This is a genomic window from Streptomyces sp. NPDC002787, from assembly GCF_053592095.1.
In genome coordinates, this window is the sequence record NZ_JBSFVC010000013.1 from 255979 (window position 1) to 269613 (window position 13635).

At 71.2% G+C, this 13635-nt stretch carries 12 protein-coding genes; 8 read left to right on the forward strand and 4 right to left on the reverse strand.

Translation table 11 applies throughout. From position 1 onward, the window contains the following. Positions 1-56 precede the first annotated feature (56 nt). On the forward strand, positions 57-1004 hold the full coding sequence (locus tag ACWD26_RS20280) for a GlxA family transcriptional regulator (RefSeq protein WP_451271852.1): 948 nt from the start codon (positions 57-59) through the stop codon (positions 1002-1004). A 92-nt stretch (positions 1005-1096) separates the two neighbouring features. Here the strand turns inward: ACWD26_RS20280 and aztA are convergent, their stop codons facing one another. Further along, the gene (gene aztA, locus ACWD26_RS20285) at positions 1097-1840 is read right to left on the reverse strand and encodes a zinc ABC transporter ATP-binding protein AztA (RefSeq protein ID WP_451271854.1); all 744 of its coding nucleotides are present in this window, start codon (positions 1838-1840) and stop codon (positions 1097-1099) included. Between the two features lie 14 nt (positions 1841-1854). Between aztA and aztB the strand changes: the two genes are divergently transcribed. The 7 genes from aztB to ACWD26_RS20320 all read left to right on the forward strand — a co-directional run bounded on the left by aztB (position 1855) and on the right by ACWD26_RS20320 (position 11665). Next, positions 1855-2721: a zinc ABC transporter permease AztB gene (gene aztB, locus ACWD26_RS20290; protein ID WP_451271856.1), complete on the forward strand. Its 867-nt coding sequence runs from the start codon at positions 1855-1857 to the stop codon at positions 2719-2721. Positions 2722-2731: 10 nt separating this feature from the next. Then, entirely contained in the window at positions 2732-3964 is a 1233-nt protein-coding gene (locus ACWD26_RS20295; protein WP_451271858.1) for a hypothetical protein, read from the forward strand. Further along, positions 3961-4911: a zinc ABC transporter substrate-binding protein AztC gene (gene aztC / locus ACWD26_RS20300; protein WP_451271860.1), complete on the forward strand. Its 951-nt coding sequence runs from the start codon at positions 3961-3963 to the stop codon at positions 4909-4911. The genes ACWD26_RS20295 and aztC overlap by 4 nt, the downstream gene beginning before the upstream one ends. Positions 4912-5024: 113 nt before the next feature. Then, positions 5025-6224 (forward strand): zinc metallochaperone AztD, encoded by a 1200-nt coding sequence (gene aztD / locus ACWD26_RS20305; protein WP_451271862.1) that lies wholly within the window; start codon positions 5025-5027, stop codon positions 6222-6224. A gap of 347 nt (positions 6225-6571) precedes the next feature. Then, on the forward strand, positions 6572-7450 hold the full coding sequence (locus ACWD26_RS20310; protein ID WP_451271864.1) for an oxygenase MpaB family protein: 879 nt from the start codon (positions 6572-6574) through the stop codon (positions 7448-7450). Between the two features lie 74 nt (positions 7451-7524). After that, the gene (locus tag ACWD26_RS20315) at positions 7525-9813 is read left to right on the forward strand and encodes a tetratricopeptide repeat protein (RefSeq protein WP_451271866.1); all 2289 of its coding nucleotides are present in this window, start codon (positions 7525-7527) and stop codon (positions 9811-9813) included. Between the two features lie 235 nt (positions 9814-10048). Next, positions 10049-11665, forward strand: coding sequence for a phytoene desaturase family protein (locus ACWD26_RS20320; protein ID WP_451271868.1), 1617 nt, complete (start codon positions 10049-10051; stop codon positions 11663-11665). Positions 11666-11691: 26 nt separating this feature from the next. Here the strand turns inward: ACWD26_RS20320 and ACWD26_RS20325 are convergent, their stop codons facing one another. The 3 genes from ACWD26_RS20325 to ACWD26_RS20335 form a co-directional block, all read right to left on the reverse strand. Continuing rightward, positions 11692-12177 carry a DUF4396 domain-containing protein gene (locus tag ACWD26_RS20325; protein WP_451271870.1) on the reverse strand — a complete coding sequence of 162 codons (486 nt, stop codon included), beginning with the start codon at positions 12175-12177 and terminating at the stop codon, positions 11692-11694. 184 nt (positions 12178-12361) lie between these two features. Next, a complete protein-coding gene (locus ACWD26_RS20330) occupies positions 12362-12823 on the reverse strand; it encodes a hypothetical protein (RefSeq protein WP_451271872.1) in 462 nt (153 codons plus the stop codon). Positions 12824-13054: 231 nt separating this feature from the next. Continuing rightward, positions 13055-13426 (reverse strand): BlaI/MecI/CopY family transcriptional regulator, encoded by a 372-nt coding sequence (locus tag ACWD26_RS20335; RefSeq protein ID WP_451271874.1) that lies wholly within the window; start codon positions 13424-13426, stop codon positions 13055-13057. Between the last annotated feature and the right edge of the window lie 209 nt (positions 13427-13635).

Genomic DNA, 13635 nt, shown 5'->3' on the forward strand with positions numbered 1-13635 from the left:
CCGAGCGCGTCCGCCCGGAAAATGGCCTGCTCGCCAGCCTTCGATAGGATCGTGCCATGCAGCATGCGCACCGGGTCGTGGTCCTGGCGCTCGACGGGGTCTACCCCTTCGAACTCGGCATCCCCAGCCGGATCTTCGGCGCCGCCGACGGCCGGTACGAGGTGCTGACCTGCACCGTCGACGGACATCCGGTGCGCAGCAACGCGGACTTCACCATCACCGCCGAGCACGGCCCCGAGGTTCTGGCCACGGCCGACACCGTGGTCGTCGCGCCCGTCTCGCCGTCGTGTGTCACCGCGGAGCTTCCGGACGAGGTCACTGCCGCGCTCAGGTGGATCCGGCCGGGCACGCGCATCGTCTCCATCTGCACCGGCGCCTTCGTGCTCGCCGCGGCCGGGCTCCTGGACGGCCGCAAGGCGACGACGCACTGGCGGCAGGCGGACCGGTTCCGGCGTATGTTCCCGCACGTCGCCCTCGACCCGGATGTGCTCTTCGTCGACGACGACCCCATCCTGACCTCGGCCGGGGCCGCCTCCGGCGTCGACGTCTGCCTGCACATCGTGCGCAAGGACCACGGCAGCCGACTCGCCAACACGGTCGCCCGCCGCTGCGTGGTGCCGCCGTTCCGGGACGGCGGCCAGGCGCAGTACATCGAGCAGCCGGTCCCGGAAAGCGGGGCCGCGAGCACGGCCACCACCCGCGCCTGGGCCCTCGAACGCCTCGACGAACCGCTGACGCTCGCCGACCTCGCCACCCACGCCCGGATGAGCCGGCGCACCTTCGCCCGCCGCTTCAACGACGAGGTGGGCCTCAGCCCCGGCCGCTGGCTCATCCAGCAGCGCGTGGCCCGAGCCCGGGACCTGCTGGAGTCCAGCGACCTGTCGGTGGACCAGATCGCCGGCCGGGTCGGCTTCGCCACGGGCGCCTCCCTGCGCCAGCACCTGCACGCGGCGATCGGCATCTCACCCCAGGCTTACCGGCGTACGTTTCAGGCGGCCCGCTAGTGCCCACCGGGATCCACCCGTAGCCGCTACTTCGGTGAACCGGCTCGGTGCGGGACTGGGCGAGTTCGCTCGAAGGGTGCGGGGCCGGCTCCTCACACCGGTTGCCAGATCTGGGCGAGCGTCGCGGCGGTGAGAACGTGCTCGGGGTGTCCCCGCCCCGCCAGTCGACCGTCGCGGAGCAGGAGGCAGGCGTCGGCCGAGCGTGCGGCTTCCAGGTCGTGGGTGGCTTGCACGACGGTGACTCCGTCGGCGACCAGCTCCGTCAGCAGCGCGGCGATCCGGTCCCTCGCTTCGGGGTCCAGGCCCGTGGTCGGTTCGTCCAGGAGGAGGAGGTCCGATTCCTGGGCGAGCCCCTGGGCGATCAGGGCGCGCTGCCGCTGTCCGCCGGAGAGCTCCCCGAGTTGGCGGGTGGCGAGGTCGGTGATGCCGAGCCTCTCCATGGCCTGGTCCACGGTGGCTCGGTCCCGCCGGGTCAGTCGGCGCCACGGCCCGCGGTCGCCCCAGCGTCCCATCTCCACCGTCTGCCTGACCGTGAGCGGCAGTGCGTCAGCGACGGCCCCGCGCTGCGGGACGAACGCCGGCGGCCGGTCGCCGGCGTGGTGGAGCCGGCCTGATGTGGGTTTGATCACTCCGGCCAGGACTCCGAGCAGGGTGGACTTCCCGCTTCCGTTGGGGCCGACGAGTGCGGTGATCGCCAACGCCGGTATTTCCGCGTCGAGTTGACGCAGAACGGGGCGGCCGGGATATCCGGCGGAGAGGTCTGTGAAGCGGACTCGGGGTGTCCGGATCTCGGTGACGACGGGAGGGGGCCCCTGTGTACTGAACATGGTTTTCATTATAGTTCGTTTACATGGAGTGGTTGACGGGTCCCTTCGAGGTGACCTTCGTGCAGCGTGCCCTGTGGGGCGGGATGTTGGTGTCGGCGATCTGCGCCCTGGCCGGCACCTGGGTGGTGCTCAGGGGGATGGCCTTCCTCGGTGACGCCATGTCGCACGGGCTGCTGCCCGGCGTCGCGCTCGCCGCGCTGTTCGGCGGCAACCTGCTGGTGGGGGCGCTGCTGAGCGCGGCCGTCATGACCGTCGGCGTCACGGCTCTCGGCCGCACCCCGCGGCTGTCCCAGGACACCGGGATCGGGCTGTTGTTCGTGGGGATGCTGTCGCTGGGTGTCATCATCGTGTCGCGCTCACAGTCCTTCGCGGTCGACCTCACCGGGTTCCTCTTCGGCGACGTCCTCGCCGTCCGCGAGCAGGACCTGGTGCTGCTGGGTGTGGCGCTGCTGCTGGCACTGGCCGTCTCGGTCCTCGGCCACCGGGCCTTCCTCGCCCTGGCCTTCGACTCACGCAAGGCCCAGACGCTCGGCCTGCGGCCCCGCCTGACCCACGCCGTGCTGCTCGGACTCCTGGCACTGGCCATCGTCGCCTCCTTCCACATCGTGGGAACGCTGCTGGTGCTCGGCCTGCTCATCGCCCCGCCGGCCGCGGCGCTGCCCTGGGCGCGCAGTGTGCGGGGCGTCATGGCCCTCGCCGCGCTCCTCGGCATCACCGCCACCTTCGGCGGCCTGCTGCTGTCCTGGCACCTGAGCACCGCGGCCGGCGCGACCGTCTCGGCCCTCGCGGTAAGCCTGTTCTTCCTCTCCCACCTGGCATCCGGCCTCCGCCACCGCAGCCGTGCGCGCCTCCTCGGCGCTCACGCCACGACCCCGACCGAAAGAACCTGAGGCGATCCCTTTGTTCGTCCGAAGCAACGTCATACCTTGGGCGCCCGCCACGCTCGTGGCGATCTCCCTGCTCACCACGAGTTGCGCGAGCCACGACGACAGCGCGTCCGCCCCGCGGGCCACCGCCTCGCCCTCCGCTCCGCACGGTTACGTCGAAGGGGCCCAGGAGAAGGCCGAGCAGCAGTCGCGGCTGCTGCTCAACGACCCGGCCACCGGCGACACCCGGGTACTCGATCTGATCACCGGCAAGACGCACGAGGTGTCCCGGACGACGGGCACCACCGAACTCACCACCGACGGCCGCTTCGGCTACTTCCACACCACGGGCGGCACGCGCGTCCTCGACGGCGGCGCCTGGATGGTGGACCACGGCGACCACGTCCACTACTACCGCGCGGCGATACGTGACGTGGGCCGGGTGCCCGGAGGACCGGGCACCCGCGTCCGCAGCGATGCCGCCGTGACCGCGGTGACCGACGAGGACGGCCGGGCCAGGATCTACCGCCGGGCCGGTCTGGAGAAGGGCGAGGTCGGCTCCGCCCGCACGCTTCCCGGGACGCACAGGGGAGCCGTCGTGCCGTACGCGGAGCACCTGCTCGGCGTCACGGACGACGGGAAGGTCGTGGTGTACGACCGCGAGGGCAAGCGGGCCGCGTCGCCGGATGCCCGGTGCGAGGAGGCCCGGGGCGACGCCGTCACCCGGCGCGGAGTCGTCCTCGGCTGCGCCGACGGCGCCCTGCTCGTCCGTGAGACCGACGGCACCTTCACCGCCGAGAAGATCCCGTACGGCGGTGACGTACCCGAAGCGGAACGGGCCACGGCCTTCCGGCACCGGCCCGGCAGCGACACGCTCACGGCGCCGGCCGGGGAGCGGGCCGTGTGGGTCCTGGACGTCGGCGAGCGCACGTGGACACGGGTGAAGACCGGTTCCGTCGTCTGTGCCAACACCGCCGGCGAGGGCTCCGTCCTGATCGTCCTGGAGACCGACGGAGCACTCCACGGCTACGACATCGCCACCGGCAAGCAGGTCTCCGGAACGAAGCGGCTTCTGACGGGCGCCCCCGACGCCGACCGCGAAGACAGCGATGCGGGACCGGTCATCGAAGTGGACCGCAGCCGCGCCTATCTCAACGACCCCAAGGGCAAACGCGTGTACGAGATCGACTACAACGACAACCTGCGCGTCGCGCGCACCTTCGACCTGGACGTCGAGCCGGCCCTGATGGTGGAGACGGGACGATGACGACGCGGAAGCGAGGGTCGCGGCGACTGCCCGGCCTCCTGCTCATCCTCGCTCTCGCCGGCGCGGGCACCGGTTGTACGAGCAGCGACGACCGGCCCCGGGTGGTCGTGACGACCAACATCCTGGGCGACATCACCCAGGAGATCGTCGGCGACGAGGCCGACGTCACCGTGCTGATGAAGCCGAACGCCGACCCGCACTCCTTCGGTCTGTCGGCCGTACAGGCCGCCGAGTTGGAGCGCGCGGACCTCGTGGTCTACAACGGGCTGGGCCTGGAGGAGAACGTCCTGCGGCACGTGGAGGCCGCCCGCGAGTCCGGGGTGCCCACCTTCGAGGCCGGCAAGGCGGCGGACCCCCTCACCTTCCAGGCGCACGACGACGGCGGCCCCGAGGGGGAGGCCGGGCAGCCCGACCCGCACTTCTGGACCGACCCCGACCGCGTCCGCAAGGCCGCCGACCTGATTGCCGACCAGGTCGTCGAGAACGTGGACGGCGTGGACGAGAAGACGATCCGCGCCAACGCCGACCGCTACGACGACCAACTCTCCGACCTCAGCGCCTGGATGGAGAAATCCTTCGACCGCATACCGGAGAACCGGCGGTCGTTGGTGACCAACCACCACGTCTTCGGCTACCTCGCCGACCGCTTCGGCTTCCGGGTGATCGGCGCGGTGATCCCGAGCGGTACGACGCTGGCCTCGCCGAGCTCCTCCGACCTTCGCTCGCTCACCGAGGCGATGCGCGAAGCAGGCGTACAAACCGTGTTCGCGGACTCCTCCCAGCCCAAGCGGCTGGCCGAGGTCCTGCGCACCGAACTGGGCGGCGGCGTGCGCGTCATCGAGCTCTACTCCGAATCCCTGACGGAGAAGAACAAGGGCGCCGGCACCTACCTGCAGATGATGCGTGCCAACACCACCGCCATGACCGACGGCCTGACCGGCGCCTGAACCGGCGCCCCTGATCTGGCGCCCCTGATCCGGACACCGGCCGACCACGGCCATCACACACTCCCACCCCCACCCCATGCCGCGACCCGCGCGGCACAGAAAGGAACACACCGGTGAACAAGCCGATACGCAACCGAGCCTTCACGGGCACGGCCCTCGCCCTGGCGGCTTCCGCGGTCCTGACCGCCTGCGGAGGAGAGGACACCCCCTCGTCCGAGACGAAGGCCAAGGCGGCGCCGAGCACCAAGGCCGTGGCGGTCAAGGACCCGCTGGTCGCCACGTTCGACGGCGGACTGTACGTCCTGGACGGCGAGAGCCTGAAGCTGGCCAACACGATCGAGCTGCCCGGCTTCAACCGCCTCAACCCCGCCGGCGACGACGCCCACGTCATCGTCTCCACCGACGCCGGCTTCCGCGTCCTGAACGCTGCCGAGCAGACCTTCACCGGCGTCGAGTACAAGGGCGCCAAGCCCGGCCACGTCGTCCAGCACGGCGGCAAGACGGTGCTGTTCACCGACGGCACCGGCGAGGTCAACGTCTTCGACCCCGCCGACCTCAAGGGCGGCAAGAAGCCGGAAGGCCGCACCTACACCTCCGCCGAACCGCACCACGGCGTCGCCATCGAACTGAGCAACGGCGAACTCCTCACCACCCTCGGCACCGAGGAGAAGCGCACCGGCGCCCTCGTCCTGGACAAGAACAACAAGGAGATCAAGCGCAACGAGGACTGCCCCGGCGTCCATGGCGAGGCCGCCGCCAAGGGCGAGGCCGTCGGCATCGGCTGCGAGGACGGCCTCCTGATCTACAAGGACGGCAAGTTCACCAAGGTCGACGCCCCCGACGACTACGGCCGCATCGGCAACCAGCGCGGCAGCGACACCTCACCCATCCTCCTCGGCGACTACAAGACCGACCCGGAGGCCGAACTGGAGCGCCCGACCCGCATCTCCCTCATCGACACCGAGACCGGGAAGCTCCGCCTCGTCGACCTCGGCACCAGCTACTCCTTCCGCTCGCTCGGCCGCGGACCTGACGGCGAGGCCCTCCTCCTCGGCACGAACGGCGCCCTCCACGTCATCGACCCGGAGACCGGCAAGGTCGACAAGAAGATCCCCGTCGTGGACGAATGGCAGGAGCCGCTGGACTGGCAGCAGCCCCGGCCCACCCTCTTCGTCCGCGACAACACCGCGTACGTCTCGGAGCCGGGCAAGCGCAAGCTGCACGCCGTCGACATCGAATCGGGCAAGAAGGTCACGTCCGTGACCCTGCCGAAGAGCACGAACGAACTGTCCGGCGTCGTCACCGGCCACTGATCCGCCGACTCGGCGAGGTCGCGCCGCACCCGGGGGTCGACGGTCCACGACGGCCCCGGGTGACGGCACGCCACGGCCTCGACGAGAGCCTGCTGTCGTAACGCTCACAGGCGCCCACAAGGAGTCCTTCGGTCCGGTGCCACACCGCCGACGGCAACAGGGGACCGCGAATCCCTCTTCGAGGGAATGATCCAGCGGTGCTCCGGGAAGGGTACGGGGATGATGTCGCGGTCGAACGTGCTCGGTTGTAGACAACCGAGCGAGGGAAAGGTGTCCGGGGTTGGCAAAAGCGCAGGTCAGCGTGATGCTTTGGTGAAATCTAGCGGCTGCGGTCAGACCTGACCGCCGTGGACCCGCCCATAGCCGGCCCCCGCCTCGGCCCCGCGGGCGACCCCGGCCTCTTCGGCCCCGACTCGGTGACCTGGCAGGCGCACGGCGATCCCGTGATGTGGATCGCCGGGATCCGCGCGCTGTACCTCCAGGCCCTGCACCCGCGCGCCGTGCGCGGTGTCACGCAGAATTCCGACTTCCGCAAGGACGCCTGGGGCCGGCTGATGCGGACGGCGAGCTTCGTCGGCACGACGACGTACGGCACCACGGACGCCGCCGAGAAGGCGGGCGCCCGCGTCCGGAAGATCCACCGCCTGCTCTCGGCGACCGACCCGGACACGGGGGAGCGGTACGGCGTCGACGAACCCGCACTGCTGCTGTGGGTGCACTGCGCCGAGATCGACTCCTATCTGCACGTCCTGCGACGCTCGGGCTATCCGCTCACCGAGGCCGCGGCCGACCGGTACGTCGGCGAGCACCGCGTGAGTGCCCGCCTCGTGGGCCTCGACCCGGCCGAAGTGCCGTGCGACCAGGCGGAGTTGGCGGCCTACTTCGAAAAGGTGCGAGCCGAGCTGTCCGCCGGTCCCGAAGCCCGGGAGGTGGACGACTTCCTGCGCAGGCCGCCCACCCACCCGTTGCTCGTACCGGCACGTGAAGCACTGTGGCGGCGCGTGGCGAACCTGGCGTACGCCTCCCTGCCGCCGTACGCCCACGAGTTGTACGGCAGGCCGGGCCCCGCGCCGGCCGTGGTCACCCGCCGCCTACGGCTCACCGGCACCCTCCTGCGCTGTGTTCCCGCACGTCTGCGCTGGCAACTCCCGCCCAAACACATCCTCCGTGCCATGTCCCGACTCGGCCCCGGCTCCCGTCCGGCACCGTACAAAGTCAGGAGATAGGTCGCCATACTGGACGGAAAGGCGGACCCCAGGGGAGGGGTGGGTCCGTACGGATACGGGGGCGATCGTTGGCGATGGCGGACACCAGGCTGATCCAGGGCCGGTACCGGCTGCTCGATCTGATCGGGCGCGGGGGGATGGGCGAGGTCTGGCGCGCGAGAGACGAGTCGCTGGGCCGGCAGGTCGCGGTCAAGTGCCTGAAGCCCATCAACACCCAGCCCGACCAGTCCTTCACCCGTGTCCTGCGGGAACGCTTCCGACGCGAGGCGCGCGTCGCGGCCGCCCTTCAGCACCGGGGAGTCACCGTCGTCCACGACTTCGGTGAGTCCGACGGAGTGCTGTTCCTCGTCATGGAGTTATTGGAGGGCCGCAACCTCAGCCAGCTCCTGGAGGACAACAAACACCATCCGCTGCCCGTGCCCGACGTCGTCGAGATCGCCGACCAGGTGGCGGCCGCCCTCGCCTACACCCACCAACAAGGCATCGTGCACCGCGACTTGAAGCCCGCGAACATCATGCGGCTCACCGACGGCACCGTGAAGATCTGCGACTTCGGCATAGCGCGCCTCGGCCGTGACGTCACCTTCACCTCCCGCCTCACCGGCACCGGGATCGCGATGGGCACCCCGCACTACATGTCACCGGAGCAGATCAGCGGCGACCAGGTCGACCAGCGCAGCGACCTGTACTCCTTCGGCTGCGTGCTCTACGAGATCGCCACCGGGGTCCCGCCGTTCGATCTCGACGACGCCTGGGCCGTCCTCATGGGGCACCGCGACACCGCGCCGCGCCCGCCGCGCAGCCACCGCGACGAGGTGCCCGAGTACCTGGACGGGATCATCCTGGACCTGCTGGCCAAGGAACCCGCCGAACGACCGCACGACGCCCGCGAGTTGCTCCGCCGGGTCGGTGAGGGACGGATGGCCGGCGCCGGGGTGCCGGCCCCCGCCCACGTGCCGTCCGCCGTCTCGCCCCCGGCGGTCCCGGACGTCGCGCCCGGCACGACCGCGCTCCGGCCCCGCCCCGCGCGGCCCCCGTCGCGCGAACCCCGTCTGCCCTCCTGGACCCGAGGCATGACCACCGGCCACAAGGCCACCGGCACCGGACTGGGTCTCACCCCGCCGGACGCCTCCGCCGGGCTCACCGGCGAGTGGATCGCCCGCCCCGCCACCGGCCACGTCGAGGAACCCGTACGCGCCGAACGGCCCACCCCCTCACCGGAGTTGCTCAGCACGCTGGCCCGGCGGCACAACGCGGGCCTGAGTCTGGGCCGCCTCGGCCGCTGGACGGAGGCCGGTGAGGTGCACCGGGCGGTCGCCGCCGAACGGGAGCACGCCCTCGGCCCGGACCACCCGGACACCCTGGCCAGCCGCTACGAGGTCGGCTTCACCCTCAGCCGTACGGGCCGCCCCGCCGACGCGCTGCGCGAGTTCGCCCACGTCGCCCGCGCCCGCGAGCACACGCTCGGCCCCGAGCACCCCGACACCCTCGCCGCACGCCAGGAAATGGCGTACGTGCTGGGCCAGTTGGGCCGCCACTTCGAAGCCCACCAGGCGTACCTGTCGGTCCTCGCCGCCCGCGAACGCATCGCCGGACCCGACCATCCGGACACCCTGCGCTGCCGCCACAACCTCGCCTTCACCCTCAGCAGGCTCGGCCGGCTGGAGGACTCGTACCGCATGGCGAGCGAGGTCGCCGCCGCCCGCGCCCGCGTGCTCGGCGCCAACCACCCCGACACGCTCGTCACCCGCTACGAAGTCGCCTACGCGCTGGGCCAGTTGGGTCGCTGGCCCGAGGCGCTGCAGACCTACCAGGAGGTCGCCGAGTCCCGCGCCCAGGCCCTCGGCCCCGACCACCCCGACACCCTCGCCGCCCGCTACGAGGTCGGCATCAGCCTCGGCCGGCTCGGCCGCAGCACCGACGCGCTGACCCTCTACCGCGCGCTGGTCGACGACCGCACCCGCGTTCACGGCCCCGCCCACACCGAGACGCTGCGCGCCCGCCACGGCCTCGGCGTCAACCTCGGCCGCCTCGGCCGCTGGGAGGAGGCCCTCGCCGAGTCCCGTGACGTGTGCGCCCTGCGCGAGCGCGTCCTCGGCCCGGACCACCCCGACACCCTCGTCAGCCGCCGCGAGGTCGCCGTCGGCCTCGGCTGGCTCGGCCGCTGGGCCGACGCCCTCACGGAGTACCGCCACGTCGCCGACGCCCGCGAACGCGTCCTCGGCGCCGCCCACCCCGACGCCCTCGCCAGCCGCAACGACGAGGCCCACTGCCTCGAACAACTCGGTCGCGGCAAGGAGGCGGTGGAGCTGTACCGCAGAGTGGCGGCGTTACGCCAGCAGCGGGCGACCGGGGGCCATTGAGACCGGCGGTTCCTGAGCCCGGCGGCCATGGGGATCGACGGCTTTTGAGCCCGGCGGCCGTGGAGATCGGCGGCTCCTGAGACTGTCGGCCCCTGAGCCCGGCGGCCGAGGCCGGGAATCCACATGGACGGCCAGCGTCGGCGGGCGGTCCGAACCCCGGTTCCGTCGCCCGGGGCGTTGATCCACCTGGCACGCACCCCTGGCCGACCTCGATCATCGCGTGTTACGAAGAGCCATGCCTGCCACCCCCGCCCCCACCCCCGCACACGCAGCACAACCCGGACGCCCGGTCGGACCCCGGCCGCGCGACTCGTACGACGCCGTGATCGTCGGCGGCGGTCACAACGGCCTGGTCGCCGCCGCTTACCTGACCCGTGCCGGGCGCTCCGTGCTGGTGCTGGAGCGGCTGGACCACACCGGAGGCGCCGCCGTGTCCACCCGCCCCTTCGCCGGCGTCGACGCCCGGCTGTCGCGGTACTCCTACCTGGTCAGCCTGCTGCCCAAGAAGATCGTGCGGGACCTCGACCTCGGCTTCCGCGTCCGTGGCCGCACGATCTCCTCGTACACCCCCGTCGAACGCGACGGTCGCCCCACCGGTCTGCTCGTCGGCGGCGGCGAGCGCCGCACCCGGGAGGCGTTCGCACGCCTGACCGGTTCGGGCCGGGAGTACGAGGCCTGGCAGCGCTTCTACGGGATGACAGGCCGTATCGCCGAACGGCTGTTCCCGACGCTCACCGAACCCCTGCCCACCCGGGACGAGCTCCGTCACCGGATCGACGACGAGGTGGCATGGCGGGCCGTCTTCGAGGAACCGATCGGTGTGGCCGTCGAGTCGACCTTCACCGACGACCTCGTACGCGGTGTCGTCCTCACCGACGCGCTCATCGGCACCTTCGCGGACGCCCACGACCCCTCCCTCCGCCAGAACCGCTGCTTCCTCTACCACGTGATCGGCGGCGGTACGGGCGCCTGGGACGTGCCCGTCGGGGGCATGGGCGCCCTCACGGACGCGCTGGCCACGGCCGCACGCGACGCCGGTGCCGTGCTCGCCACGGGCCACGAGGCACGCCGCATCGCGACGGACGGACGGTCCGCCGAGATCACCTACCGGACGGCCGACACCGAGGGCACGGTCGCCGCACGCCACGTACTGGTGAACGCCTCCCCGCAGGAACTGGCCGCCCTGACCGGCGACACACCACCCACCCCCGCCGAGGGCGCCCAGCTCAAGGTGAACATGCTGCTGGAGCGCCTCCCGAGGCTCCGCGACGAGTCCGTCGACCCGCGCGAGGCGTTCTCAGGCACCTTCCACATCGCCGAGGGGTACGACCAGCTGGCCGCCGCCTACGCGCAGGCCGCCTCCGGCACACTGCCCGAGGCACCGCCCTCCGAGATCTACTGCCACTCCCTCACGGACCCGACCATCCTCGGCCCGGACCTCGTCGAACAGGGCTACCAGACGCTCACCCTGTTCGGCCTGCACGCGCCCGCGCGACTGTTCGAGGCCGACAACGACGCCGTACGCGAGGAGTTGCTGAAGTCGACCCTCGCCCAGTTGGACGCCCACCTCGCCGAACCCCTTGCCGACTGTCTGGCCACCGACGCCGACGGCCGCCCCTGCGTCGAGGCCAGGACCCCCCTCGACCTCGAACGCGACCTGGGCCTCCCCGGCGGCAACATCTTCCACCGGGACCTCTCCTGGCCCTACGCCCAGGAAGGCGCCGGCCGCTGGGGCGTCGAGACCCGCCATGCCAATGTCCTCCTGTGCGGCGCGGGCGCCGTGCGCGGTGGCGGGGTGAGCGGAGTCCCCGGTCACAACGCGGCGATGGCGGTCCTGGAGGACACCGCGTGACACGGTTCGAGCTGCCGGACGGGACGTCAGTGGTAGGCGTGGACGACGGCGTGCCCCTTGCCGCGGCCGATCATCCACTTGTTGATGGGCGTGGTGACGAGGAAGGCGACGGCGAACCCGCCGAGGAGGGCCGACCAGAACAGCCCGTCGGACAGGTGGGCGTCCATCGCTCCCGGGGTGAGGGCGATGATGGCGTTGTCCACCAGTTCCATCACGGCGATCGAGACGGTGTCGGCGGCGAGCGCCACCTTGATGGCGCTCTTGAGGTTCAGTCCGGCCCGCAGCACCGCGAACAGCGTGAACGAGTAGCCGAAAACGAACGCGAGCGTGATGGCCAGGACCATGGTCGGCACATTGCCCCAGAGCAGGGCGGTTCCGATGACCATGCCCAGGATCTCGCCGAAGGCACACCCGGTCAGGCAGTGCAGCGTCGCCTTCGCGGCCGTGGCCCAGGACGCGCGGCTGTGCGCGGCGCCGCCTTGGTGAGCGCTGTGGTGAGCGCTGTGGTCCATGACCGTTCATCCCCCTTCTCGCCCGTGGTGACCCGTCTCTCGGGTCACACATCAAAGCTATACCCGAGGGGGGTATACGTCGACAGTGGCGCGGGCTCCGTTCTCGATCTCGCGTGTACCCGGCTGATGCGGCTGTTGCCGACCGCTCGAAGGCGGCCGGCAACAGCGAGAGACGGACCGTTCGCTAGCAGGCGATGGCGTACCAGACCGGGGTCCAGTTCACCTCGCCCTCGACGGGAGCGTTGATGGAGAACATCCAGGCGCCGTCCCTGTCGTAGAAGTGCGCCCAGGTGCCGGGCGTCTGGTTGTTCCTGATGGGACCCCAGCCCACGAGATTGGGCAGGGTGTACGTGGTGTTGCACCTGGTGTAGTCGAATCTGTTGCCGTTCGCGCCCTGCCCACACACGTAGTAGTACGCGCAGTTCATCGCGGCGGACACCGATCCGGACCCGGCCGCGTCGGGCGTGACCGCCTTCCTCATCTGGGCCTTCGTCAGCGACGGCTGCCGAGCCTCCTCGGCGGTGACGATGCCGGCGGTGCCCTTGAGGCCCTCGCCGTCGGCGGCCGCCGTGCCGCTGAGGCCGAGCGTCGAGGCCGCGATCGCCGCGGCGGCGAAGAGTGTCGCGGTCAGCTTGCGTAGTGCCACGGGTAATCCCCTCCCTGTTTCCTGCGGTCTGCGCTCCAAGGTGTAGCGGGTCGGTGATTGTTCGCCTTCGGGCCGGTGCCGCCGAACAAACAACCTCTGAAAATGCGACGAGGCCGTCACGCTGTGACCTGGGGGAACAAGGAGCATTGGGAAACGCGGCGACGGCGCGCACGGGAACGGCGCGTCAGCCGACGCCGAGCGGTCAGGTGACGAGCGTCGTTCGGGCGTCAGTCAGTCCGGCTTCGATCGCCGTCCCACGGTCCGCAGGGCCTTGCGCAGGGCGGCCTGTTCCTCCTCGGTCATGTTCTCGACGAAGTGGACCAGCGCGGCCGGGCGGTCCTTGCTCGCGCCGAGGCCGTCCTCCATCAGCGCGGCGGCGTACGCCTCGCGGGTGCGCACGGGGGAGTACAGCCAGGCGCGGCCCTGCTTGCCCCGCAGCAACCAGCCCTTGTTGTAGAGGATGTTGGTGACGGTCATCACCGTGGTGTACGCGACCGGGCGGGTCCTGTTGAGGTCGTCCACGACTTCGCGCACCGTCGCCGGACGGTTCCACGTCCAGAGGCGGTCCATGATCTCCGCCTCCAGATCCCCCAGCCGTCGCATGGCCCTGACTCCTCTTCGCCGGTCGACACGCAAGCGAGTACGCAAGGGCATGGTAGAGGGCCTGCTCGTCACGGCCCCTCGGCCGAGGCGGAGGTGCGCCGGTCCGGGGCACCGGTGGTGGGGGGGGCGGGGGGCCCGCCGCCGGCGGCGGCGGGGGGGGGGGGGCCGCGCGGGTGTTTCGGTTTCACATGTACTCGTAAGGATGCCTA

Bases quoted from the DNA above. Each gene is read 5' to 3' on its own strand.
- ACWD26_RS20320 (WP_451271868.1), top strand. From the start codon at position 10,049: ATGCCTGCCACCCCCGCCCCCACCCCCGCACACGCAGCACAACCCGGA.
- ACWD26_RS20335 (WP_451271874.1), bottom strand. From the start codon at position 13,426: ATGCGACGGCTGGGGGATCTGGAGGCGGAGATCATGGACCGCCTCTGG.
- ACWD26_RS20280 (WP_451271852.1), top strand. From the start codon at position 57: ATGCAGCATGCGCACCGGGTCGTGGTCCTGGCGCTCGACGGGGTCTAC.
- ACWD26_RS20325 (WP_451271870.1), bottom strand. From the start codon at position 12,177: ATGGACCACAGCGCTCACCACAGCGCTCACCAAGGCGGCGCCGCGCAC.
- ACWD26_RS20315 (WP_451271866.1), top strand. From the start codon at position 7,525: ATGGCGGACACCAGGCTGATCCAGGGCCGGTACCGGCTGCTCGATCTG.
- aztB (WP_451271856.1), top strand. From the start codon at position 1,855: ATGGAGTGGTTGACGGGTCCCTTCGAGGTGACCTTCGTGCAGCGTGCC.
- aztA (WP_451271854.1), bottom strand. From the start codon at position 1,840: ATGAAAACCATGTTCAGTACACAGGGGCCCCCTCCCGTCGTCACCGAG.
- aztC (WP_451271860.1), top strand. From the start codon at position 3,961: ATGACGACGCGGAAGCGAGGGTCGCGGCGACTGCCCGGCCTCCTGCTC.